This window comes from Leucothrix arctica (assembly GCF_003172895.1).
Lineage (GTDB): Bacteria > Pseudomonadota > Gammaproteobacteria > Thiotrichales > Thiotrichaceae > Leucothrix > Leucothrix arctica.
This window is the reverse complement of sequence record NZ_QGKL01000019.1, coordinates 64,109-88,229: the sequence shown is the minus strand read 5'-3', so window position 1 is coordinate 88,229 and position 24,121 is coordinate 64,109. Positions and strand designations below refer to the sequence as shown.

The window sequence follows — 24,121 nt, the reverse complement described above, 5'->3', positions numbered from 1 at the left end:
ATACTTAAAAATAAAGAAGAATTTATGAGTAGTGAAAATGAACAGCCAATAGCATCGAAGAAGAAATTCTCTCTAAAAATGCTATTACTACCATTGGCAATTATTGCCGCAGTGTTAATAGTTCGAGGGATGGCGCAGAGTAAAAAGCCGTTAGAGCATGAGCTTAGAACGTTCCCAGAAAAACTAGCTCATGTCATCACGGTTGAGTCGCTGCCATTTCGTGCTCAAGCGGTGGGATATGGCAGCGTCGAACCGTCGGTGAATCTAAATTATAAGGCTGAGGTGGGCGGCAAGGTTACTTATATTCATCCCGATTTAAAACAGGGTGGCAGTATTGCCAAAGGGACGATAGTGCTTCGTATCGAGCCGACTAGCTATGAGATCTCGTTAGGGCAAAGCAAGGCGGGTCTGGCTAATACTCAGTCCTCTTTAGCGCAGTTAGCGGCGGAAGAGCGAAGTGCTCGGAACTCGCTGAACATTGCTAAACGAAACCTGACGTTAGGGCAACAAGAATACGGCCGAGTGAATACCTTATGGAAGAAACGAGTCGTTGCACGTTCAACCTTGGATGCTGAGCAGCAAAAAGTGTTGCAACTTCAAGCTTCTGTACAGGATATTCAAGGCAACTTAGATACCTTTACCAGTCGTCGTGCGGCTATCAATGCTCAGATATCACAGTCCAAAAGTACCATTGCTGAAAATACCGATACACTTTCTCGTACCTCGGTGACGCTTCCCTTTGATGCACGAATAGGCGAGGTATTAGCGGAAGAAGGGGCCTTTGTTTCGGCAGGCTCGCAGTTGTTTGAGGCCTTGGGAACGAATGCGATTGAGGTCGAGGCACAGTTATCGATTAAACATGCTGGGCAACTGTTAAGGGGCACGGTGAGTTTTGCAGACAATATCGCGACAGCACCGGAAAGATTGGCTGCGATGAATAATATCAACCTTGAGGCGACGGTGCATTTGGCGAGCGGGGCGATGGTTTCGTCATGGCCAGCTAAGTTGGTGCGCATCGGTGAATCTGTTGATTCGACGACGGATACCGTGAGCTTTACGGTGCAAGTTCAAAACCCTTACCAAGGCATTGTGCCGGGTAAGAAACCACCGCTACTGAAAGGTTTGTATGTTGCGGTTGATTTCAAGGCGGGTGCGCAGCAGCGTATTGTGATTCCTCGTAAGGCGATTCATGAAGGTCGTGTCTATTTGGTTAACACGGAAAACAAGCTTGAAATACGTCCCGTCAAGGTTGCAACCACGCAAGGTAATTTGGTTGTCATTGAAAGTGGTGTGTCAGTAGGCGATCGCATTATTGTGAGTGATTTGATTCCAGTGATTTCTGGGGTTCCTATCAAAGCCATTGAAGTTCCTGAAGAAGTTGCTCAACTTCGTAAGGAAGCGTCAGGTGAGGTTACACCATGATTCGCTTTTTTGCGGAGCATCCTACCGCCTCCAATATTCTCATGGTCGCGATTGTGGCGGTTGGTTTGGCGACACTGCCAGGACTCAATAAAGAGACCTTTCCGGCGCTGGAATTGAATACATTTAATGTCACGGCTGTGTATCCCGGAGCGAGTACTGCGGATGTTGAAGAAGCTATTTGTACTCGTTTTGAAGATGCGACCGATGGCATTAGCTTCGTCGATGAACAGACCTGTGAAGCACGAGACAACCTAGGTGTGTTGACCCTCACCATGCAGGAAGGTGGCGATATAAAGCAGTTTGAAGATGATATCATTTCGGCTGTCGATACTATCAGTGACTTTCCTTCAGAGGTAGAAGATCCAACGGTGGTCAAGGTTGGGCGTACTGATCAAGTAGTTGATGTGGCGATTACTTCCGAAGGCCTAACAGCATCGGAGCTAAAGGCACTTGCTGAAGATTATCGTAATCGCTTGTTAGCCATTCCGGGTGTACCGATTGTTAAAGTGCAGGGTTTCTCAACGCATCAGCTAAATGTGTTGATTGACGCCAATACGATGTTGAAATATCGGCTGAGTATTCAAAATGTTGCCAGTCTTATTCAAGCGCAAGCGGTTGATTTGCCCGCAGGTACGATCAACAGTGTGGATAAGGACTACCAGATCCGCTTTTCTAACGCGCGAAAGACCGTTGAAGAGTTAGCCGACTTAGTTATCCTCAATACTGATAAAGGGGGCGAGGTTCGTCTTGGTGATATTGCGCGCGTCGTAGATCGCTTTGATTTGGAAGAAGAGCGTATAGAGTTTAATGGTCAACGAGCGGCTATTTTACAGGTCAGCAAGAACCGAATTGATGACACCATTAAGGTATTTGACTCGGTAAAAGGATTTGTGGATTTGGAGAATGAGATTCTTCCGTCGTCTACTAAAATTATTCTCAGTAATGATCGTGCGTCGGTGGTGAATGATCGTTTACAGCTCTTGAGTAAGAACGCTTGGCAGGGCTTGATTTTAGCCAGTTTCGTGCTGTTTTTGTTCTTCACTTGGCGCTATACCATGTGGATAGCACTCGGCTTACCCGTGTCGTTTTTGGGTGGCTTAGCGATGATGAGCTGGCTGGGTGTGAGTATCAATATGATCTCAATGGTCGCGCTGTTGATGGCGATTGGTATCTTGATGGATGATGCTATCGTGTTATCCGAAAGTATTGCCCACGAATATAAGAAAACCAATGACCCGCAAGAGGCGGTTATTGTGGGCACTCAGCGCGTCATTGGCGGTGTGTTTTCATCGTTCCTAACCTCTGCCTTGTTGTTTGGTAGTTTGCTGTTTATGAAGGGGGATATTGGGCAAGTGCTCGGGGTATTGCCTGTCGTGCTGTTGTCGGTATTAACCGTCAGTTTGCTCGAAGCCTTTTTAGTCTTACCGCATCATCTAAAGCACGCACTCGAACATGCGCACGAAAAGAAGCCAATGCGTTGGCGCGTCTGGTTTGAAGATAACTTTTTGAAGCTTCGTAATAGCGCGACAAAGCTTGGCGCATTTGCCATTCGCTTCCGTTATGCCACTGTCGGTATTGCCATTGGCTTGCTGATTATCTCTATAGGGATGATTGCTACAGGTAACTTGAAGTTTAAGGCGTTCCCTAGCTTGGAAGGCAATATTCTGGAAGCGCGTATTCTATTGGCACAGGGCGCACCGCTTGCTAAAACAGAATCAGTGGTGGATATTTTACTGAAGAGCTTAGAGGAGACACAGCAAGAGTTCGCAGATCAGAACGACCAGAGCTTGGTGAAGAACATTAAAGTCTCTTACAACACCAATGCTGACTCGTCTGAGAGTGGTACGCACATTGCGACCATTAGTGTGGATTTCTTAGAAACGGAATTTCGAAACACGACTCTTCGAGAGTTTATTCCACGCTGGCGGGAAAATACGGGTGATGTACCAATTGCCATCAGTATGCAGTTTAAAGAGCCCAGCACCGGCCCTGCAGGTCGAGCGATTGATATACGTTTGATTGGTAATGACCTTGATGAAATGTCAAAAGCATCTTGGGATATACAAAATTGGTTGTCGGGTTACGACGGTGTTTACAACCTCACGGATAATCTACGTCCGGGTAAGCCGCAATTTACCTTTACCTTAAAGCCGGGCGCATTGAGCTCGGGAGTTACTTCGCAAGATGTCGCATCGCAGCTACGTGCCGCCTACGAAGGCGTCAAGGTTGATGATATTTTTCAAGGACGCGAAGCTTACGAAATTCAAGTGAAAATGGATAACCAAAAGGCCCATGCATTAGCCGACTTTGATAATTTCATGATCATTACTAGTTCTGGCGATGCTATTCCACTGGATAGTTTGGTTATCATAGAAGAGAAGCGCGAATATGCGCGTATCGGTCATGTGAATCGTAATCGAGTGATTAATGTATACGGTGATATTGACGCCGTTAAGGCAAATACCACGGAAGTGCTTGCTGACTTAACGACACGTTTCTTGCCTGAGTTTAAAGAACGTTTTCCGAGTGTAACGGTGAGTTTGGAAGGTGAGGTTGCAAGCGGTAAAGAGACTAATAGCTCGATGCTCGTTGGTTTTGTGCTGGCATTACTCGGGGTGTATTTGCTGTTGAGTTTGCAGTTTAAAAACTACCGAGAACCACTGTTGGTCATGATCAATATTCCATTGGCTTTGATCGGTGTGATTTGGGGGCATATTTTTATGGGCCTCGACTTCACGATGCCGAGCATGATCGGTTTCGTGTCGCTTGCAGGTATCGTAGTGAATGACTCGATCTTGCTCGTAGAGTTTGTGAAGTACCGAAGTGCAGAGGGAATGTCTTTGCATGAAGCTGCGACACAGGCGGTGCATGATCGCTTTAGGGCGGTGTTTATGACCTCTGTTACCACTGTTGCAGGGATGATGCCGTTACTGTTTGAGACAAGTCTTCAAGCGCAGATACTCGTGCCTCTGGTAACAAGTGTTGTGTTCGGAATGATGTCTGCAACGCTACTAGTTTTATTAGTACTTCCAGCACTTTACGGCATTATGGAAGATATTGGATTCGTTGAAATTGGTGAAAAGGAGCCTGATGAAACTCAGATGGTTGCTTAGCACCTTATAAAATAGGCAAGCCTGACTTCAGGCTTGCCACTTGTGGTTATTTGCAGTTACGCGAGCACGCTCGGTTGTCTGTATCAAGAGGTGGTTATGTCAGCTAGTGTCGAGCGTTTACGGGTACTTACCGCAGGTATCATGAGTTTAATTGTATTGGTCGGCATTGCACGCTTTGCCTATACCCCCATTTTGCCCATCATGCAGCAGCAGGCGGGCTTGGGCATTTATGAAGCAGGTTGGTTGGCGACGATCAACTATGTAGGCTACCTCTCTGGTGCCATCATTGCATCACAAATCAGTAGTTTAGTGCTGAAAGATAAACTCTACCGCATTGGTCTAATCGTGGCAGTCGTATCTACTTTAGGCATGGGCCTCACCGACAATATTTGGCTATGGTCAATACTGCGCTTCTTTGCAGGCCTCTCAAGTGCAGCAGGCTTGTTACTAGCCTCTGGCCTTATTATGAATTGGTTGATTCGTAACGGTCACCGCTCGGAGTTAGGCATTCATTTCTCAGGCATGGGCTTGGGTATCATCATTTGTTCACTACTTGTCGAGTTGGCTAGTCGCTCATTTGACTGGCAAACACAGTGGTATCTATTAACTGTATTAGGCGTGGTGCTGCTTATACCGGCTTGGGCATGGTTACCTCGACCTGACACTAGTGGTGTCAGCAACAGTGGCCAGACGTTGGTTGACTCGCCGCCTAGCGACTTATTCATGCGCTTGTTTATGCTGTCTTACTTTTGTGCTGGCGTAGGCATGGTGGTTAGCTCGACGTTTATCGTATCCATCATTGACCAGCAGCCTAGTTTGGCAGGGTTAGGCGCTTGGACGTTTATGATCCTTGGTATCGGTGCAGCGCCAGCCTGTATCGTTTGGGACTTGGTGGCACGTCGCATTGGTGATGTGAATGCTTTGATTGCAGCCTCACTGCTTCAGGCGGTCAGTATCTTGCTGCCTCTAGCTGAAAATAACCTATTCATGGCAATCTCTGGTGCCGTGTTATTTGGCTTTACCTTTATCGGTGTGGTGAGCTTGGTATTGTCTATGGCAGGGCGTTACTACCCGACTAAGCCCGCTAAAATGATGGGTAAAATGACGATTACCTACGGTATTGCTCAGATCATTTCGCCCTCGGTTGTGGGTTGGTTAGCAAAAGACAGCGGTGATTACAGTATTGGTTTATACATAGCCTCTGCTGCAATGCTAGTGTCAGTCTTTGTGTTAATCCCTATTCGAAAGTTAGCCTGATGGTGTTTGGTGGGTATTGATTAGTCTGATTTTAATTGGCCTAAGATTGGTGAAATAGCTTATCCAAGGTTATGCACAGTAGCTGTGGATAAGCGTGTTGATAGCATCAATACTAGGGGTGTGCAGCTCGGTAGCACTTGCCTTTCAGCTAATTGCTTAATTAGTGTTCAATTTGGATTAAGTTAGGATTATGACAGTTTTATTAAATTATTCAGCTGTAAAATTATACAGCTTGGCTTCCACGGCCAAAGACTTCAGTCTATAGTGAATTATATAATCGAGACTATAGAGCGCGAAAATGAAGCCACAAGCAACATTAAATACAGAAAGACTAATCCTTAGAGCATTTACAGATGAAGACGCACCTCGCGTGCAATCTATTGTGGATGATAAGCGCATCTCAGACATGGTTTCTAATATCCCGCACCCTTATCCAGAGAATGGTGCGATTACTTGGATTCAGGATAGTCAGCAACGATATGAAAACGCTGAAAATGTTATCTTCGCTTTGGTGGAGAAAGACACGAACCTAGTGATCGGTGCGATGACGTACAAGCTATTGCCAAATAGCGAAGCAGAGTTAGGCTATTGGTTAGGTGTAGAGTCTTGGGGTAAGGGATACTGTACCGAGGCAGGCAGGGCAATGATAGCGCATGGCTTTATCGACCTTGAGTTAACCTGTGTTTATGCAAGACACCTGACGGCAAACCCTAGCTCTGGCAACGTCATCACAAAGCTGGGGATGAAGCACACCGAGCGCCGAGAGGGTAGCTGCGGCGACAAGTTTGCGAGTATTGAGTTTTATGAGTTATTGGCGAAAGACTACAGCGCTAGTTAGAGTGAGCAAGTCCTAGCAATAAGCCTTTCTCTTGCCAAATAGATACAGTGATCCCTTCAATCGCTTGCTCTTTGGCAGCGGTTAATACCTTCGAAATATCACTACCTACCGCAGCTTGGTACAGGGTGTAGGTTTTATTATCTTGCAGGTTTTTAACCTTTAGCTGAGCGGCGAGCTTGCCATTAATAGAGCAATAGCGACCGCCTAATAATTGCCAGTTTTGTGGACTTAGAGAGCTTGAATTAATTAAAGGAAACTTAAGTTTATTTAAGTATTCACCAATGCTTATTAGTGAGTTAGAAGCTATTTCTATGGGCATTTCTTGCTGATGATTATAGGCAATCTCATGCATAATACGCTCTGCTAGCGGTGGGCGGTTTAGCAAGCTAAATGACACGACTAAGGTCATGAGTAACAAACACGCAGTTGCATAAAATGCGTAACGATACCCTCTAAAATCTTTCAATAAACGGGTTAGCAAATTCTCTTCTGCAGTCGCCTGCATAGTCATCAAGGTATCTAGCTGATCAGCGGATAGCGACTTCGCTTCATAGTGCGTTTTTAACGCCTTATCCAATGTGTTTTTTTGAGAGTGTTTCATGACTTTACCTTGAGGTGCAGGACATTGTCGCTGCTTTGCTGCAACTGTATGCGCTTCTTTAAGCGATGCAGTTTAGACGATAGCGTCCCACGTGGCACTTGTTTGAGTATGGCTATTTCATCAATCGTGTATTCAACCACTGCCCACAAATATAATAACTCTCGTTCATCTGGCAACAACGTACACAGTAAAGACTCAACTTCTTCTTGTTGAATGTGAAGGTCTTCTAACGATGTTTCTTGTTGCGACTGTTCGTAATCAATGGATTCAATGACTTCGGGTCTAAGCTCAAACTGAAAACGCTGTTTTCGTGTTTGATCAATAAATTCATTACGAATGGTTTGTTTCATATAAGCCATAGGGTTAGCTATTTCACGGTGTTTTTGCTTTAAGTACTTTTCTACACAGCTTTGTAACAGGTCATACGCTTGATCATCTTGATGGGTTAACGATATAGCGAAACGGTAAAGCTGGTTTAATTGTTTTTTATCAAGCATTTGTAGTAGCCAGTTGATAAATGAAATGACAGGCTGGGGAAAAAGGGGAGGCAGAACCCCCAGCCTATCGCTCACAGCATAATAATTACGCTATGACTTTGTTCCCGTGGATCTCGGCCCAATCGTTTTGGGTTCTTGTGGCAAGGTCCGTCAGGGTAAACAGTGCGCCTCCGCCAAGCATTGGTCGTGTTCCACCACAGGCAGCGAGGGCAATACAAGCATATTGTTACCAAAAAAAGTGCTAATCTTAATAACGCTAGAAGTGGCGTCTTGGTTGCAAATGTAGCGTAAAGAGGAACTTATCAAGGCTTAATACTCCAGTTATGTAATTTTTGAGTTTCAATAACTAGACGAGTGAGGTGCAACAATAGCTGCATGTTATTTACTTATACGCATCATTTATGCAACGACTCGAATGGCATTGGTACTGTTCCAAGCGTCTCTAGTTATGTGTCAGTACTAGTTAGTACTAAGTGTAGGTACTGTCAGTACGGTCTTTGTCGTTGTTGAGTAATTATCTGTATAACATAAGAAAACTAACTATCGAGATAAGCCATGTTTTCAATGTTCAAGTCTGATCCACTGAAGAAACTTCGTAAGAGTTACAATGCAAAGCTAGAAGAGGCGATGCACGCGCAGCGTGGAGGGGATATTCGTACCTATTCAAAAATAACCGCTGAAGCCGAAAAGATTAAAACAGAGATTGATGAGTTGGAAGCTGCTGCTAAGTAGTTTTGCAACAGCATACTTGCGTGAACACACAAAGGCCGATGACTCACTAAAGAATCATCGGCTTTATTATTGCCTAACCTCTAATGGTTATTCAGCAGCTATAGCAATCGACTCTGGCGCTGTGAATGGCAACATCTTGTCTGGTGCACGATTATCTCGAAAAGATTGGATTTATTTTTTACAAAATTTTAAATAAAAAGTCCTCTCGTAACTAAATCAATGTTTAAGTATTGGTAAACGTGTTATTTGACCTAACATTCCATACTTGATGGGCGTAGACTACTTTCGCATTTACTTTGTTATCAGATTCTTGTTATGACTGCGCTTCTAAATTTCCTATTCCCATTTATTCTATGGCCACGCGTTACCAAAGAAAGCTTAAAAGCTGACTTGTTAGCAGGCGTTACTGGCGCGGTTATTGTTTTGCCACAAGGTGTTGCCTTTGCAACCATTGCTGGTTTACCACCGGAGTATGGACTCTATACCGCCATGGTGACGCCCATCATCGCGGCTTTGTTTGGCTCGTCCTTCCATCTGATATCGGGGCCGACCACGGCCATTTCTATCGTTATATTCTCCACTTTAAACAGTGGTGGCATTGAGCCAGGTAGCCCTGAGTACATTCAAAATGCATTAACCATCACGTTTTTGGCGGGTGTCTACCAGTTGGCATTTGCACTCGCAAGACTGGGTGTATTGGTTAACTTTGTCTCGCATACGGTGGTCATTGGTTTCACTGCAGGTGCGGCTATTCTTATTGCAAGTAGCCAAATGAAGTATGTGCTTGGAGTTAACGTCGATCGTGGTGAGTCGTTTATCTATACGTGGATAGCGATATTCAAACAGTTGCCATTTGTGAATCTATCCATTCTCCTTGTGAGTATCGTGACGTTAGTCAGCGCCATTTTGATTAAGCTCTTCGTTCCTAAGCTGCCCAATATGCTAAATGCATTGATCATTGGTGGTTTAGTGGCTATGGCCTTGGGTGGCGAGTCAGCAGGTATCGATTTTGTTGCTGAAATCCCTGCACATTTACCCCCTTTTTCATCACCTGACTTTTCACTTGAGTCAATCAAGAACCTTGCACCCCAAGCCTTTGCTGTAGCGTTGCTAGGTTTGATTGAAGCAGTGTCGATTAGTCGTGCGATAGCGTCCAAGTCGCATCAGCGTATTGACGGAAACCAAGAGTTTTTTGGGCAGGGCATGTCGAATGTCGTGGGTAGTTTCTTTTCTAGTTATGCGGGTTCAGGCTCCTTTACACGTTCGGGTGTGAACTACAGTGCGGGCGCTCAAACACCTTTGTCGGCGATTTTTGCGGCAGTGATATTGGCTTTGATTATTCTATTGATTGCCCCACTGACTCGTTTTCTCCCCACGGCGGCAATGGGCGGCATTATTTTATTAGTGGCCTATAACTTAGTTGATTTGAAAACGATTAAGAAAGTGTTTGAAACAAGTCGTTCTGAAAGCAGTATTTTATTGACGACTTTCTTGTCGACGTTGTTCTTAGAGCTAGAGTTTGCAATCTATTTGGGGGTGTTGATGTCACTTGTGATTTTCCTCGCAAGAACGTCTATACCGCATATTGTGAGCCTTGCAACGGACCTTGACCCTCTAGGTAAGAAACGTACGCTGGTTAATAACGATCGTCGAAACTTGGATGAGTGTCCTCAGTTAAAAATTATTCGTATTGATATGTCAGTCTATTTCGGTTCAGCCAATCATATTCAAAACCACTTGTTTAATATCACTGAAAAGCAGGGTATTAAACACATATTGGTGATCGGTACGGGCGTTAACTTCATTGATATGACGGGCGCAGAGATGATTGAGCAAGAGTCCGACCGTATTCAAGAGAAGGGTGGTGGACTGTACTTTGCTGAGTTAAAACCAACGGTAAACAACTTTATCCATCGTGGGCATTTTGATGAGCACATTGGTGCGCAGTACTTTTTTGAAAAGAAGAGTGAAGCGATAAAAAAGATTACGACTGTGGCGCTTGATCACGTGAAATGCCAGTCCTGCCAGTTCCGTGTATTTGACGAGTGTCGTTGGCCACCGCTGAGAGGCGGAGAGCCGCTAGAATTGATCCCGTTAGAGGACTATAAAAAGTAGGTTGAATTTGCCATTGCTTAGTGTTTATGCACATACTGTAGCGACATTAATCAATGGCCAATCTAACTATGAAAAAAATGAAAAATGAAAAAGAGATGGTGAAAAAGGCAATACTTGAGGGAATGAAGTACGGGGAAGAAAGAGGGGTGGTTGAGTTTGAACCCACTGACTCTGCTGCCGACAAAATAGAGTACATATATCGGTTGTTGGTACATGATAAAATCATACAGCCGTTGCCACAAGATCAGATCTCTCAGCTAAGCATGAAACATCGTATTGCTATTTGGGCATCGAAGCTTAAATAGCGTTATTGGAGCCTTAGTTAGACATATGTCCAATTGATACTTCAGATGGTTGAGTTAGTGACCCTAGTTTATGCCATTGATAGCAGATAGTTAGAAAAAAGCCATGACTCGTTCATGGCTTTTTTTTGGTTAAGCCAACACTAATTGGCTTTTTGGCTAGTTCTAGCAAGCAGAATACGTTGTTACAGTTCAAGTCAAAGACAGCAACAGCTCAGCAAGAATGAAACGATACCCGCACCTACTATTGTTATCCAGCCACTCCCTTGTTGTCTGTTTGGGTGTTATATTGCACAACACTACTCAAAATTGATGTTTTATATATAACATCATTCAAAGTCCAACTGGCTAAATAGGGAAGCGTAAATGGACAGTAAGGAAAAGAAAACACTCAGTGAATCTGACATCAAAGCCAAGTTCATCACTCCCGCTTTAGTTAAAGCTGGCTGGGATGAAATGACTCAAATTAGACGAGAAGTGACACTAACTCCAGGCCCAGTGATTGTCCGAGGTAACTTATCGTCTCGAAATAAAAAGAAGAAAAAATTCGCTGACTACGTGCTGCAAAAAGAGAAAGGCGTGCCCGTTGCCGTTGTGGAAGCCAAAGAAAATAACAAGACCATTAGCGACGGTATGCAACAAGCACTGGGCTATGCCGATATTCTTGAAGTACCTAGTGTTTACAGCTCCAATGGCGATGGTTTTGCCTCACACAATAAATTCCCATTGCAAAGTGAAAATATTGAAATTGAGCTTTCAATGGATGAGTTCCCGTCCCCAGAAATACTATGGGAGCGATACAAAAGTTATCGTGGCATTGAAGACGAACACGAATCGCTGGTCACTCAGCCTTACTTTGATGATGGGTCGGGCAAAGAACCTCGTTACTATCAGGCCGAAGCGATCAATCGCGTGATAGAGAAAGTGTCAAAGGGAGAGAAACGTCTACTGCTCGTTATGGCTACAGGCACTGGCAAAACCTACACCACGTTCCAGATTATCTGGCGCTTATGGAAAGCCAAGCGCGTTAAACGTGTTTTATTCTTAGTCGATAGAAACATACTCGCCGACCAAACACAGGTGAATGACTTCAAGCCGTTTGGCTCAGTCATGACCAAAATCAAGAACCGCAAAATAGACCCAGCCTATGAGATCTATCTCGGTTTATATCAGGGACTCACGGGGCCTGAAGAAAAAGATAAACGTATTCATGCTGAAATGAGTGGGCGTCCTATTTTTTCATTGTTTGATTTTGATCAAGCTTATAACCATTGGAATCGCTTAAATGGGGATACTTTGCAAGACGACCCTGATGCCGGAATGCTCAAAAAGTGGGAAAATAAAGATGGTGATACGTCTTATGCCTTTATGTTACCAATCCCAAAAAATGATGTGATTCACCGTCAAGTTTATAGAGACTACCAGATCAAAACAACTTTTTGGGGAAGCTCCAATTGTGCAATAGAATATTTATTTTATGGCGCTGTGAATCAGGGTACATACTTTAAAACTGAGCCATCACCTGGTGGTGAGCAAGTTAAATTCGATGGAGATAAAACCTCTTTTTAAAAAGAAGTTGTTCCCAGTTTACCACCCGAAGCATTTGAAGTTTTTAGACCAATGTTTGATTTCATAATATCAAAATGTGAGATTACATAGCCGTTTAAAAAAGTAAGACGAAAAGTAAGTCTTTAATTGATAATTAATCATAGAGGATTTATAGTTATATTTAGCTTCATCATGAAAGCTTACATTTTGACTTACTTAAGGGTTTGTGTATGAAATTAGCAACAGTTAAAGTGTCCAGCAAGGGACAAATAGTGATTCCAAAAGAGGTCAGAGATGATCTACATTGGGGTAATGGTGTGGAATTGATGCTAGTTATGACAGAGCAAGGCGTCATGCTTCGCACGAAAACTCAGGCAAAAAAGCAACCCGTTAAATCACTGCGAGGTTTTCTTAAATATAGTGGTGAGGCTATTCCTACTGAGCAACTTTGTAAGCCAGTGGAGTACAGCAATGATCGCTTTTGATACAAACTTATTCGTCCGTATTGCAACAAACGATGATCAGCAACAAGCTGATATTGCTGAAAAGCTACTGATGGAAAATGAGGTGTTTGTTTCTCGCACGGTGCTACTAGAGACTGAGTGGGTACTACGTTCTGTTTATAAACTAGCGCGTTCAGATATTGCCGATTTTTTTGAACAAGCGGCACTGACTGAAAATCTCACAATAGAAAACGCTCATGAGGTTGAGCTATCTTTAAGTTGGTATCGCTTAGGTGCAGATTTCGCTGATGCTATTCATCTGTGCATTTGTGGAGATAGTGTTTTACATACATTTGATACCGCTTTTTGTAAGGCTGCTAACAAGTTGAATCTAACGCCTGAGTTCAAAGTTATATTGAGTGCTTGATTCAAAGGTTATTTATAAGCTTTAGAAGGGAAAGGGTATGGCTCGTTCAAATGTGGTTCAATTTCCAACTGCCCAAAAAATTGAGCACTATCAAAGCACTCAACAGGCGGCTGATTTCTTAAATGTTAGTCAGCCGTATCTCGACGAGTTGTTGAGTAAGGGTGAAATTCCATTTCGTAGGGTAGGTGCTGAAAGCCTTGTAGTGGTTAAAATTAAAGATGTAATCGGCTATAAAAAGCAGGAAGATCAGTCTCGGCTTAAAGTGTTGGAGGAGCTGGCTGATCAAGCTCAAGAGCTTGGCATGGGGTACGAATAAATTGTCCCGCGCCACTTAGCAATAAGGGATCTTCGACTGACGGTAAGATGCATAAGAGGGTTAGCTGGAGGCTAATCTTTCTCTTCCTAAAAGTCTATAATTTGCCTTTCTTTCCTTCTCTGGGAGGAAGCAATGAAAGCATTGTTTCAGCGCTTAATCACCGACTTCCAAGAAACTAAACCAAAATCAGTTGTGGAGCGCGATTATAAAATCCCATTAGACAGCCCAAAAATAGTCTCCCTCATTGGTGTACGTCGTTGCGGTAAGACACATTTATGCTACGGCTTAATCAATGAACTGAGAAAAACAGTCGATCCGCATAACGTGGTTTACCCCGATAAGCGTGATGAGCAGGTATATTTGTTTCTGGATGAAGTACAAAATATTCCAAACTGGGAGCGCTATATACGCCGTATTCATGACACCTTGAATGTCCGTGTTTTTGTGACAGGCTCTTCTTCACGTCTGTTAAGCAAAGAGATTGCGACTAGCTTAAGAGGTCGTACGTTAACGCATCTGGCGCGACTATTTGGATTTAATTATCTATCGTGACCTAATCGAACGATATGACATTAAGAACACGCACTTACTGCGACACCTGATCAAGTATTCACTGAGTAATATTGGTATGCCGGCCAGCATCAATAAACTGTTCAATGAGTACAAAGGCTTAGGGCATAAGATTAGTAAAGACACGCTTTATCAATACTTTACCTATCTTGAAGATGCCTACGCGTTGTTTTCAGTGCCCATTTTTAGAAATTCAGCGCCAGAAGAGCAGCGCAAGCCTCGCAAAATTTATGCGATAGACAATGGCTTTAAAACACTTCTGGATACCTCGCTGTCCAGTGATTTTAGTAAGCTTTATGAAAACGTGGTTTTCTTACAGTTACGCCGTCATCATTGAGAGGTTTATTACTATAAGGAAGTTCAGGAGGTGGATTTTTATGTGCCCGGTACTCAGGCTCGCTTAGTTAATGTGAGTGTGAATATTGAAGGGACTAAGACTTATGATCGTGAAATTAATGGTTTGCTGGAAGCAATGAAATACATGAAGCTGGATAGGGCAGAGCTAGTGACCCAGCATCGCCATGAGCAGATTGAAATCGACGGCAAGCGTATTGATATTGTTCCTTTGTGGCGATGGCTGCTTTCAAGCCCCGAAGGTCATGGTTGAGAATAATGTGACGACTCAACGCTTATTTACCTTTTTGCAACAATGCTACTTTCAAAGTATGTGTTTTAGACACCATAGGTTGTTACGTATTTAATGTATTAACTACCTTTAGGCCTAAGGCGGAACAATCATGGCAAATACTTGGAATATTCCTGATGCGCTAGAGCAGGAACTCAGGGCTAGAGACAAAGTCTGCGTCTACTGTCGTACCGAATTTACCCCTGTGAAAGAGTCTAAATACTCATGTGCTAGCTTGGGTAAGATTAGTAAGGGTGCAGATATGTTAAGCAGTGATAATATTGCAATATGTTGTTGGGGCTGTAAGCAGAGTAAAGGGCAAAAGCCATTGTCTGTTTGGTTAAAATCAAAATACTGCCAAGATCGCAATATTTCATCAAAAACAGTTGCAACAATTATTAAAAAGGCTATTTTAAAAGGTCAATAACTTACGTTAACCCATCAAAGGTAGCCTAAATGCCCTGGTCTGAAATCTTCACAAACCTATTTTTCACCATGGTCATTGGTTGGCTAATCATGTGGACGTTCCTAGCTTGGGGTTTTGGGATCAGTAACTTCAGAGAGACGCATAGCAAGCTGCTAGGCGATATTGGACTCATCCTCTGGTTTGTACTTGTCATCGGTCACGTGTATGCCATATATCTTTTATGGGCGACATCAACCTCTATAGGCACTCTGGGGCTTTGCTTACTAGCAGCACATGTCTTTTACGGCACAACCTTTGCCACCAATGTTAGCAGGCGCTAACAAGCGGCAAAAAATGGAGCGTACACAGTGTGCAGCTCCATAGATCTGGGTGTTACTTAACGCCTAGCATCTCAACATCAAATAACAACGTCGCATTACCTGGGATAGAGCTTCCCGCACCACGTGAACCATAGCCCATTTCAGATGGAATGATTAGCGTACGTTTACCGCCAACTTTCATCCCTGAAAAACCATTTTCCCAGCCCTTAATCACTTTGCCAGCTCCCAATGGGAATACAAACGGCTGACCGCGATCAACCGAGCTATCAAATTTCTTACCCTTGTTCTCAGGCGCAGACGTGTCATACAACCAACCGGTGTAATGTACTGTTACTGTTTGACCAGCCGTAGCTGTAGCGCCCGTACCGACAACAGTATCAATCTTTTGAAAGCTAACGTCAGCTTGAGTGGCCGCCAGTGCAGCCGCTTCCATTGACTTAGTGTCATTGCTTCCATTACCACCGCAAGCAGTTAGTAAAACGGCTACTGAGATAAGCGCTGTAGTTGAACGAAGTCCTTTTAAACCCATGGTTTTCCCCTGTTTTAGATAACTATAATGATTTTAGAATGTGCAATATTATGCCCTGATTAGGTAGTCGATACCATGCCAATGCGAGCCACATGAAGTGCTTGTAATCCTTTATATAAGTTTTAGATGACCTCAAGTTTGATAGGAAATGTCTATCGCTGCAATAGACGCTAACAGTTACACATATCGAATAATAGGTTCAATATGTAGTTAAACTACATCGTTGTTCAGATAACAACGCTCTCTAATTATTAACGATTTAAGGAAGTATTAGTATGTTGCAATTTATCCCTGTATTTGACGACAACACCATTGCGGTTCGTGCTTCAGGTAGGTTAAGTCATGAAGATTATCAGAACTTTTTACCAAAATTAGAAGCGCAAATTAATGAGTTTGAAAAGGTCTCCATTTTATTCGAGTTTGAAAATTTTAGAGGTTGGGATCTGGCGGCAGCAAAGGATGACTACAAGTTTGGTATGGAGCACTCAACCAGCTTTGAGCGTATTGCGCTTGTTGGTGATAAGTCGTGGGAGCACTGGATGGCTTGGTTTGCTAAACCATTCATAGCGCCAGGCGAAGTTCGTTATTTTAACCGTGAAAACCTGCAAGATGCATGGGACTGGCTTCGTAATAAAGAAGACGTCGAGGTGGCGGCTGACAAATTACTGCCTTATCAACATATTGTAGTTGCAGTCGATTTTTCTAAGTATTCAGCACATGCCTGTAAGCGTGCCATCGAAATGGCAGGTAACTACGACGCGACATTGACGTTATTAAATGTTGTTCAAGAAGACAGTGCATTGGCACTATACGGTGATGCGATTGGTAGTTCACTCATTGGTGAAGACATCGTTGAGAAGCAAAGCCAGCATCATATCGACGCCGCTGAAGCACAGATGAAATTATTTGTGAGTGAGCTAGAGACTGACTTTGCACTAAAAACTAAAGTGATTTCAGGTAATACAGACTCTGGCATCGTTTCTTTTCTTGAAGCACACCGGTCTGATTTAGTGATCATGTGGGCGAAGAAAAAGAAGGGCTTAAACAAGCTAATGGGTTCTACCACGCACTATGTTCAAAACCATAGTCGTTGTGATGTGTTAATTGTTCCGGTAAATAGCGCTTCGTTCACGACAGATAAATGATTTATCTATCACAATACTTACCTTGATAGATAAGGTCTATTGTAACGATACAAGGCAACTGTTTCACAAATAGCGCCGTATAGTTAATAGTAGTCACACCTTAGGACGTTGAGTAGCTAGCAACGTCCTTTCAACACATTTAGGAGATTCAAATATGTCTAGTGGTAAGTGTCCAGTCATGCACGGTGGTGCAACAGAAAGCAGTATGTCAAACATGGAATGGTGGCCTAAGTCACTTAACCTAGATATTTTGCACCAGCACGATACAAAGACTAATCCAATGGGTGAAGACTTTGATTACCGTGAAACAGTAAAAAGCTTAGACGTTGAAGCGTTTAAGAAAGACATGATCGCAATTCTGACTGACAGCAAGCCATGGTGGCCTGCTGACTGGGGACACTATGGTCCTCTAATGGTTCGTATGTCATGGCATGCAGCAGGTACTTACCGTACGGCTGATGGTCGTGGTGGTGCTAGCACAGGTAACCAACGTTTTGCGCCGCTAAACAGCTGGCCTGACAATGTTAACCTTGATAAAGCACGTCGTATCCTTTGGCCTATCAAAAAGAAATACGGTAACAAAGTAAGCTGGGCTGACATTTTAGCGTATGCCGGAACTTTGGCTTATGAGTCAATGGGCTTGAAGACATTTGGTTTCTCGTTTGGTCGTGAAGACATTTGGCACCCAGAGAAAGATATTTATTGGGGTTCTGAGAAGGAATGGCTAGCACCAAGTGGTGGAGAAGGTAGTCGTTACTCTGGTGAGCGTGACCTAGAAAATCCATTAGCAGCAGTAATGATGGGTCTTATCTATGTAAACCCAGAAGGGGTTGACGGTAACCCTGACCCACAAAAAACAGCTAACGACATTCGTGTAACGTTTGAACGTATGGCGATGAACGACGAAGAAACAGTTGCATTGGCAGCAGGTGGTCACACGGTTGGTAAGTGTCACGGTAATGGTGACGCTAAAGCACTGGGTGCTGTTCCTGAAGGTGCTGATATAGCCGAGCAAGGTTTTGGCTGGATGGGTAATAACGGTCGTGACACAGTGTCTAGTGGTATTGAAGGTGCTTGGACAACAAACCCAATTGAGTGGGATAACGGTTACTTTGACCTACTATTAAACCTTGATTGGGAGCTTAAGAAGAGCCCAGCAGGAGCATGGCAGTACGAGCCAGTTGAGATTGCGGAAGATAAGAAGCCAGTTGATGTTGAAGACATGACGACGCGTCTTAACCCGATCATGACTGATGCGGACATGGCGATGAAGGTTGACCCTGCTTACCGTAAGATCTCTGAGAAGTTCTATGCAGATCCTGCTTATTTCTCTGAAGTATTTGCTCGCGCTTGGTTCAAACTAACTCACCGTGACTTAGGTCCTAAGGTTCGTTATATCGGTCCTGATGCGCCTCAAGAAGATTTGATTTGGCAAGATCCTACCGGTGCTGGAAGCACTAGCTACGATGTTGATGCTGTTAAAGCGAAGATCGCTGCCAGTGGCTTAACGACGAGTGAAATGGTAACAACAGCATGGGATAGCGCTAGAACGTTCCGTGGTTCTGATAACCGTGGTGGCGCTAACGGTGCACGTATTCGCCTTGCGCCACTAAGTCAGTGGGAAGGTAACGAGCCAGCACGTTTTGCGAAGGTACTTGCTGTACTAGAAGTTATTGCGGCAGATGCGGGTGCAAGTGTTGCAGACGTTATCGTACTAGCAGGTAGTGTGGGTATCGAGCAGGCTGCAAAAGCGGCTGGTGTTGACGTAACGGTACCATTCGCGCCTGGTCGTGGTGACGCGACTGCTGAGATGACTGACTTTGACGCATTTGAAGTACTTGAACCTATTCATGACGGTTTCCGTAACTGGTTGAAAGCTGACTACTCAGTAAGTGCTGAAGAGTTGCTACTTGACCGTACACAGTTGATGGGCCTAACAGCACCTGAGATGACGGCTCTTGTTGGTGGTATGCGAGTTATCGGTACTAACCACGGTGGCACTAAGTTGGGTGTATTCACTGAAAACGAAGGCGCGTTAACTAACGATTTCTTCGTTAATCTAACGGACATGAGCTATTCATGGGTTCCTTCTGGTAAGGGTGTTTATGAGATCCGTGATCGTGCCACTGGCGCAGTTAAGTTCACTGCATCACGTGTTGATCTAGTGTTTGGTTCTAACTCAATCCTACGTGCTTACGCTGAGATTTATGCGCAAGACGACAACAAAGAAAAGTTTGTAAAAGACTTTGTTGCAGCATGGACTAAGGTGATGAATGCGGATCGTTTTGATCTAGCATAAACCGCTCTAGTTAAACGCTCAAATGTCCCCATACTGTTAATACAGTGTGGGGATTTTTTTTTGGTCTTGGTTGGAGTAACGCATGGCAAATTCATTATCAAATACATCGCTGTCTATGTTGGACCTAGTCACCATTCGTGAAGGTGGCACTGTGGCTCAAGCGTTACAAGTGAGTGTAGAAACAGCCCAACATGCAGAGAGCATTGGTTTCAAACGTTATTGGTTAGCTGAACACCATAATATGCGCGGTATTGCTAGCTCAGCAACGGCTGTTTTGGTGGGGCATATTGCCAGCAAAACTAACACCATGAGGGTTGGCTCGGGCGGCATCATGCTTCCGAATCACGCGCCTTTAGTGGTGGCTGAGGCCTTTGGTACATTGGCAGAGCTATATCCTGACCGTATTGACCTAGGACTTGGGCGTGCACCGGGAACAGATCAGAATACGATGCGCGCGTTGCGTCGTAACAAAGTAGAAACGGACGCAGACTTTCCTCGTGAAGTGAGTGAGTTAAAGCAGCTACTTGCAGAGCCAAAACCAGGGCAGAGCATTATTGCAATGCCGGGTGCAGGGACGAATGTTCCGATTTGGTTATTGGGCAGTAGTTTGTTTTCCGCTCAGTTGGCCGCAGAGCGTGGTCTTCCTTATGCCTTTGGCTCACACTTTGCACCGCGTATGTTGCTTCAAGCGGTAGAGCTATATCGTAAGTCATTTAAACCTTCGGCTACCTTAGCCAAGCCTTATGTGATTATTGGTGTACCGTTGATTGCGGCTGATACTGATGAAGAAGCCGAGTTTTTAGCCAGCAGTACATACCAGCGAATTCTTGATTTATTGACGGGACAGTTAGGTTCACTGCCTAAGCCGGTGGAAAATTTTGCAGAGAGTATCCCGCCACAAGCCAAAGCGGCTATTGATGATTTTTTAGCAGCAGCGGTAATTGGTGGTCCAGAGACGGTGCGTAAAGGGTTGCAGAATTTGTTGGATTTGACCGGTGCGGATGAGTTTATGTTGGCATGTGATATTCACGATACACAAAGTCGATTGAAGTCTTTGAGTATTGCGGCGGCTGCATGTCATGAACATTGAACAAGTTAAAGTTCAGTTTGTAGAGTGTCTTGCGGCTGGGTTAGAGAACAAATATAACGAGGTTAAAGACACACTGCACAAGGACGGTCTCTACGCCTTTACGCTGTATTGTGCTTCGGGTTTTAGTGCTTTTGGTATCGCAGTATCCACTGAAAAATTATTGGCCGTTACGAAGGACAAGATTAAGAAGTCTGAACAAGTGCTGTTTGAGCGAATGAAGGTTGATCAACCTAAGTTGTATAGCAAATTATCTCCAAGTACTGACTTGTATGCTGAAATGTCAGCCTGCGAATGGGAGGTTATTTATAGTGATGTCGCTGAGTTTAACGAACTATAACAAACCACATATTTATAAAAGGGCGTTTTTGTGAAAAAGGAAATAGATAAGTTAGCGTGGTTGTATGTTCGTGATGGCAAATTACTGACTGCGCGTTCAAAAGATAAAACATTGTTTTATATTCCCGGTGGTAAGCGAGAGCAGGGTGAAACTGATGAGCAAGCACTGGTGCGTGAAATTCAAGAAGAAATAACGGTAGATCTGGTTACCGATACCATTACATATGCTGAAACGTTTAAAGCACCTGCGGATGGGAAAAATACGGATATCGACGTTAAGCTGACCTGCTATTACGCTGACTATACTGGCGAACTTGTAGCCGATGCTGAGATTGAAGAGATCGCATTTATTGCTTTTGAAGATAGACACCGTTGCTCGCTAGGATCAATTAAGGCAATGGAGTGGCTCAAAGCGGAAGGGTTGATGGTGTAAGTTGTTATACTACGTTGACGATAAGTAACCAGACTCAGATAGTTTTGCGGCTATGTCATGTCCTAAGTGTTCGAAACTGATGACTAAATACAAGATTTCTGGACACAGTAAAAATCGTCTAGATCTTTGTAGTAGTTGTGATGAAGCATGGGTGGATGGTGGGGAATGGGAGTTGCTTAAGTCACTCAAGCTATCGAAGAAAATCCCGTCAGTATTTACCGATTCATGGCAGCGTAAAGTGCGCAAAGAAGTCAGTGCCAATATCCTAAAAGATCGCTTCACTACGATTTTTGGAGAGACGGATATGGCAAGGTTGGACGATATAAAGGCTTGGGTTAAAGATCACCCGAAGCGTGCCGAAATTTTGTTTTATATCGGTAAGAAGTGATTATATTAGTCGAGTAGTAGCCCACTAATACCCAGTGAATCTTCGTCTATGTTTTACTATTTACTAGGAATAGTTTTACTGACAAGGAGAGGAACATGGCTAGAGTATTAATGATTACGGGTGACTTTGTTGAAGACTACGAAAACATGGTGCCGTTTCAAGCCTTGCTTGCGATGGGTCATGATGTTGATGCAGTCTGCCCAGACAAAAAAACGGGCGATACTATTTCAACAGCCATTCATGACTTTGAAGGCGACCAGACTTACACTGAAAAACCAGGTCATAAGTTTGTATTAAACGCTACATTTGATGATATTTTAGTTGATGATTACGACGCACTGTATATCCCCGGTGGTCGTGCGCCTGAGTACCTTCGCTTAAACTCCGCAGTGATCGAGCTTATTCAGCACTTTTCAATTCATAACAAACCTATTGCGGCAGTTTGTCATGGTGCACAGTTATTGACTGCGGCAAAAGTGATTGAAGGTAAGAAAGTATCAGCATACCCAGCGTGTGAACCTGAAGTAACAATGGCGGGTGGAATCTATGTCGTTTTGCCAATGGATGGCGCTGTGACTGATGGAAATCTAGTGACAGCTCCCGCATGGCCTGCTCATCCTGCTATGCTTAGACAATTTGTTGCTTTGTTTTAATCAATTATGGAGTCGTTATGTGTCAACTTTTTATCAATGCAGACAGTTACCTTTGGACGAGTCGAACTAAATCGTTACGAATAGAGGGTGTAGTAACGTCAATTCGCTTAGAAGAGTTTTTCTGGGAAACATTGGAAGAAATGGCAGGTCGCGACCACATGACCGTCAACCAAATGATTACTAAGTTATACCTTGAGTCATTGGATGCTGATCATGATATTGGTAATTTTACATCTTTTTTAAGAGTATGTTGTTCTCGCTATTTGTCGTTAATCGCAGATGGTGAGATTATACGTGATCATAGAGTGCCACTGTCTGGGTTAGAGTCGCAGGCGATTCTAGACAACGAGAAGCAAACACGCGTTAGGCGTCAATCTAGTTCTGATAGAGTGCTAAACTAACAGCGGATTTACACTCATTAATGACTCCTTAAAGATGTGAGAGGTACGGTATGAAATTGAATTGTTTTTACTGCAATTACGGAACGGACGAAGATGTATCTGCCCCTGACTATATCGTTGTTAATCCGTATGCCGCATCTAAAATTGCACGACTGGTGTTGGTAGAAAAAGATGATTTTTTTGGTTTAGTGGATAGCGAAGGTCAAACCATTCAGTTTATTGTCGATGAATTTGATCTTGTCACGATTGATATGCCGATCAAGATAAAGGACAGCGATGAGTTTAGGTCCCATCAAGGGATATCTGACTTATCGGAGGTCGAAAAAATCATTGCTAAACTACCGAAAAGCTTCACTGGGCTTGAGAAAAAGTTGAAATTGACTAAGATTGTTAAGATTAAACCGCTACATGAGGAAACAGCTGAATAGTCCGCTCTATCAGCTCCACCTTATGACTTTTCTCAAGGTACGCGGCAAACACTTCCCGTTCGTATTTTGGTGCATTTTCTACGACAAACAGCTTACCACTTTGGATATATTCAAACGACATTTGTCGAGGCAAGTAAGCACTCCCCCCCGCATCTAGCAGGAAGTTTAGCGCTATGCGGGGTTGGCTAATATAGTGTTTTGACGCGACTTCACTCTGAAAGTCACGTCTATATTGCGCATTTATTGATTCCCCATAATCCACCATAATGTAGTTATCTTGCGACGATAGCGTCGACGCCAGCTTCTCGTCCGTTGTGACCAATTGCAGCGGTACGGTCGCTACTTTCTCGGTGATTAAGTCTTCTACAAAGGGTGGGTCAAACAGGAACGCCACGTCAATCACTCGACTCAATACGCTCTTGCGTAACTCGATAGGCGAGTAGGTATTGGTAAATAGGCTAATATCATCGTAATTGCGATGAATCTTCTTCAGCCAGTCCTGCAACACAATATCCCAGATAGACATGATTGAACCGATCACTAACTGATGTGAATCGTGGTCGGCCATCCCAACATCCATCTTGGCTTTTTGCCAGACGAGTAGCATCTCGTTGGCATGCTTGATTAGGCGATGGCCTTCGGGAGTGATCTTGAGATGCTTCTTGCTACGGTCGAATAGAAGTACGCCAAGGTCTTCTTCTAATAGCTTAATTCTCGAACTGATTGCTGATTGTGTAATAAATAGATTTTCAGCCGCATGACGAAAATGCAGTGTCCTGCTCACTTCCAAAAAGGTTTGCAATAGCTCAATTTTCATCAAAAATCCTTAAGGTAGTCTAATCGATTAATTCTATCAAACTTAACGA

General features: G+C 43.8%; 29 protein-coding genes. 25 read left to right on the top strand and 4 right to left on the bottom strand.

Going from position 1 to position 24,121, the window contains the following annotated elements; translation table 11 throughout:
- Positions 1–24: 24 nt before the first annotated feature.
- The 4 genes from DKT75_RS06365 (at position 25) to DKT75_RS06350 (ending at position 6,630) form a co-directional block, all read left to right on the top strand.
- Entirely contained in the window at positions 25–1,422 is a 1,398-nt protein-coding gene (locus DKT75_RS06365) for an efflux RND transporter periplasmic adaptor subunit (protein ID WP_211665233.1), read from the top strand.
- Entirely contained in the window at positions 1,419–4,535 is a 3,117-nt protein-coding gene (locus DKT75_RS06360) for an efflux RND transporter permease subunit (protein ID WP_109822583.1), read from the top strand. Before DKT75_RS06365 ends, DKT75_RS06360 begins: the two co-directional genes overlap by 4 nt.
- A gap of 96 nt (positions 4,536–4,631) precedes the next feature.
- A complete protein-coding gene (locus DKT75_RS06355) occupies positions 4,632–5,792 on the top strand; it encodes a YbfB/YjiJ family MFS transporter (RefSeq protein WP_109822582.1) in 1,161 nt (386 codons plus the stop codon).
- Between the two features lie 298 nt (positions 5,793–6,090).
- Positions 6,091–6,630 (top strand): GNAT family N-acetyltransferase, encoded by a 540-nt coding sequence (locus DKT75_RS06350; protein ID WP_109822581.1) that lies wholly within the window; start codon positions 6,091–6,093, stop codon positions 6,628–6,630.
- Here the strand turns inward: DKT75_RS06350 and DKT75_RS06345 are convergent.
- Positions 6,623–7,231 (bottom strand): hypothetical protein, encoded by a 609-nt coding sequence (locus tag DKT75_RS06345; RefSeq protein WP_109822580.1) that lies wholly within the window; start codon positions 7,229–7,231, stop codon positions 6,623–6,625. The genes DKT75_RS06350 and DKT75_RS06345 overlap by 8 nt on opposite strands.
- A complete protein-coding gene (locus tag DKT75_RS06340; RefSeq protein WP_109822579.1) occupies positions 7,228–7,728 on the bottom strand; it encodes an RNA polymerase sigma factor in 501 nt (166 codons plus the stop codon). Before DKT75_RS06340 ends, DKT75_RS06345 begins: the two co-directional genes overlap by 4 nt.
- 555 nt (positions 7,729–8,283) lie before the next feature.
- On the opposite strand from DKT75_RS06340, the gene DKT75_RS06335 reads away from it, so the two are divergent.
- The 12 genes from DKT75_RS06335 (at position 8,284) to DKT75_RS06285 (ending at position 15,553) form a co-directional block, all read left to right on the top strand.
- Positions 8,284–8,460, top strand: a complete 177-nt coding sequence (locus tag DKT75_RS06335; protein ID WP_109822578.1) for a DUF6435 family protein — start codon at positions 8,284–8,286, stop codon at positions 8,458–8,460.
- Positions 8,461–8,775: 315 nt separating this feature from the next.
- Positions 8,776–10,575 carry a SulP family inorganic anion transporter gene (locus DKT75_RS06325; RefSeq protein ID WP_109822576.1) on the top strand — a complete coding sequence of 600 codons (1,800 nt, stop codon included), beginning with the start codon at positions 8,776–8,778 and terminating at the stop codon, positions 10,573–10,575.
- Positions 10,576–10,628: 53 nt separating this feature from the next.
- Positions 10,629–10,880, top strand: coding sequence for a DUF5062 family protein (locus DKT75_RS06320; RefSeq protein WP_211665232.1), 252 nt, complete (start codon positions 10,629–10,631; stop codon positions 10,878–10,880).
- 363 nt (positions 10,881–11,243) lie between these two features.
- On the top strand, positions 11,244–12,446 hold the full coding sequence (locus DKT75_RS06315) for a DEAD/DEAH box helicase family protein (protein WP_211665231.1): 1,203 nt from the start codon (positions 11,244–11,246) through the stop codon (positions 12,444–12,446).
- Between the two features lie 209 nt (positions 12,447–12,655).
- Positions 12,656–12,910 carry an AbrB/MazE/SpoVT family DNA-binding domain-containing protein gene (locus DKT75_RS06310; protein WP_109822575.1) on the top strand — a complete coding sequence of 85 codons (255 nt, stop codon included), beginning with the start codon at positions 12,656–12,658 and terminating at the stop codon, positions 12,908–12,910.
- Positions 12,897–13,295 carry a type II toxin-antitoxin system VapC family toxin gene (locus DKT75_RS06305; RefSeq protein WP_109822574.1) on the top strand — a complete coding sequence of 133 codons (399 nt, stop codon included), beginning with the start codon at positions 12,897–12,899 and terminating at the stop codon, positions 13,293–13,295. Before DKT75_RS06310 ends, DKT75_RS06305 begins: the two co-directional genes overlap by 14 nt.
- Before the next feature lie 37 nt (positions 13,296–13,332).
- Positions 13,333–13,611 (top strand): excisionase family DNA-binding protein, encoded by a 279-nt coding sequence (locus DKT75_RS06300; RefSeq protein WP_109822573.1) that lies wholly within the window; start codon positions 13,333–13,335, stop codon positions 13,609–13,611.
- Positions 13,612–13,743: 132 nt separating this feature from the next.
- Positions 13,744–14,163, top strand: a complete 420-nt coding sequence (locus DKT75_RS21965; protein WP_211665230.1) for an ATP-binding protein — start codon at positions 13,744–13,746, stop codon at positions 14,161–14,163.
- On the top strand, positions 14,141–14,518 hold the full coding sequence (locus DKT75_RS21960) for an ATP-binding protein (protein ID WP_211665226.1): 378 nt from the start codon (positions 14,141–14,143) through the stop codon (positions 14,516–14,518). Before DKT75_RS21965 ends, DKT75_RS21960 begins: the two co-directional genes overlap by 23 nt.
- A 30-nt stretch (positions 14,519–14,548) precedes the next feature.
- A complete protein-coding gene (locus DKT75_RS21955; RefSeq protein ID WP_211665225.1) occupies positions 14,549–14,788 on the top strand; it encodes a hypothetical protein in 240 nt (79 codons plus the stop codon).
- A gap of 130 nt (positions 14,789–14,918) precedes the next feature.
- The gene (locus DKT75_RS06290) at positions 14,919–15,233 is read left to right on the top strand and encodes an HNH endonuclease (protein WP_109822572.1); all 315 of its coding nucleotides are present in this window, start codon (positions 14,919–14,921) and stop codon (positions 15,231–15,233) included.
- A 29-nt stretch (positions 15,234–15,262) separates the two neighbouring features.
- Positions 15,263–15,553, top strand: a complete 291-nt coding sequence (locus tag DKT75_RS06285) for a hypothetical protein (protein ID WP_109822571.1) — start codon at positions 15,263–15,265, stop codon at positions 15,551–15,553.
- Between the two features lie 52 nt (positions 15,554–15,605).
- On the opposite strand, the gene DKT75_RS06280 is transcribed toward DKT75_RS06285, so the two are convergent.
- Entirely contained in the window at positions 15,606–16,082 is a 477-nt protein-coding gene (locus DKT75_RS06280) for an FKBP-type peptidyl-prolyl cis-trans isomerase (protein ID WP_245923112.1), read from the bottom strand.
- 275 nt (positions 16,083–16,357) lie between these two features.
- On the opposite strand from DKT75_RS06280, the gene DKT75_RS06275 reads away from it, so the two are divergent.
- From DKT75_RS06275 to DKT75_RS06235, 9 genes are all read left to right on the top strand, one after another.
- Positions 16,358–17,227, top strand: coding sequence for an STAS/SEC14 domain-containing protein (locus tag DKT75_RS06275; protein WP_109822570.1), 870 nt, complete (start codon positions 16,358–16,360; stop codon positions 17,225–17,227).
- A 154-nt stretch (positions 17,228–17,381) separates the two neighbouring features.
- Positions 17,382–19,526: a catalase/peroxidase HPI gene (katG, locus tag DKT75_RS06270; RefSeq protein WP_109822569.1), complete on the top strand. Its 2,145-nt coding sequence runs from the start codon at positions 17,382–17,384 to the stop codon at positions 19,524–19,526.
- A gap of 82 nt (positions 19,527–19,608) precedes the next feature.
- Entirely contained in the window at positions 19,609–20,616 is a 1,008-nt protein-coding gene (locus tag DKT75_RS06265; RefSeq protein ID WP_109822568.1) for an LLM class flavin-dependent oxidoreductase, read from the top strand.
- A complete protein-coding gene (locus tag DKT75_RS06260; RefSeq protein ID WP_109822567.1) occupies positions 20,606–20,953 on the top strand; it encodes a hypothetical protein in 348 nt (115 codons plus the stop codon). Before DKT75_RS06265 ends, DKT75_RS06260 begins: the two co-directional genes overlap by 11 nt.
- A gap of 30 nt (positions 20,954–20,983) precedes the next feature.
- Positions 20,984–21,385 (top strand): NUDIX hydrolase, encoded by a 402-nt coding sequence (locus DKT75_RS06255; RefSeq protein ID WP_109822566.1) that lies wholly within the window; start codon positions 20,984–20,986, stop codon positions 21,383–21,385.
- Positions 21,386–21,464: 79 nt separating this feature from the next.
- Positions 21,465–21,773 (top strand): hypothetical protein, encoded by a 309-nt coding sequence (locus DKT75_RS06250; protein WP_109822565.1) that lies wholly within the window; start codon positions 21,465–21,467, stop codon positions 21,771–21,773.
- Positions 21,774–21,868: 95 nt separating this feature from the next.
- Positions 21,869–22,426, top strand: coding sequence for a DJ-1/PfpI family protein (locus DKT75_RS06245; protein ID WP_109822564.1), 558 nt, complete (start codon positions 21,869–21,871; stop codon positions 22,424–22,426).
- A 17-nt stretch (positions 22,427–22,443) separates the two neighbouring features.
- Entirely contained in the window at positions 22,444–22,827 is a 384-nt protein-coding gene (locus tag DKT75_RS06240; protein ID WP_109822563.1) for a ribbon-helix-helix domain-containing protein, read from the top strand.
- Positions 22,828–22,877: 50 nt separating this feature from the next.
- Positions 22,878–23,255: a hypothetical protein gene (locus DKT75_RS06235; RefSeq protein WP_109822562.1), complete on the top strand. Its 378-nt coding sequence runs from the start codon at positions 22,878–22,880 to the stop codon at positions 23,253–23,255.
- On the opposite strand, the gene DKT75_RS06230 is transcribed toward DKT75_RS06235, so the two are convergent.
- Positions 23,224–24,072, bottom strand: coding sequence for a LysR family transcriptional regulator (locus tag DKT75_RS06230; RefSeq protein ID WP_109822561.1), 849 nt, complete (start codon positions 24,070–24,072; stop codon positions 23,224–23,226). The two genes, DKT75_RS06235 and DKT75_RS06230, sit on opposite strands and share 32 nt — an antisense overlap.
- Positions 24,073–24,121 lie beyond the last annotated feature (49 nt).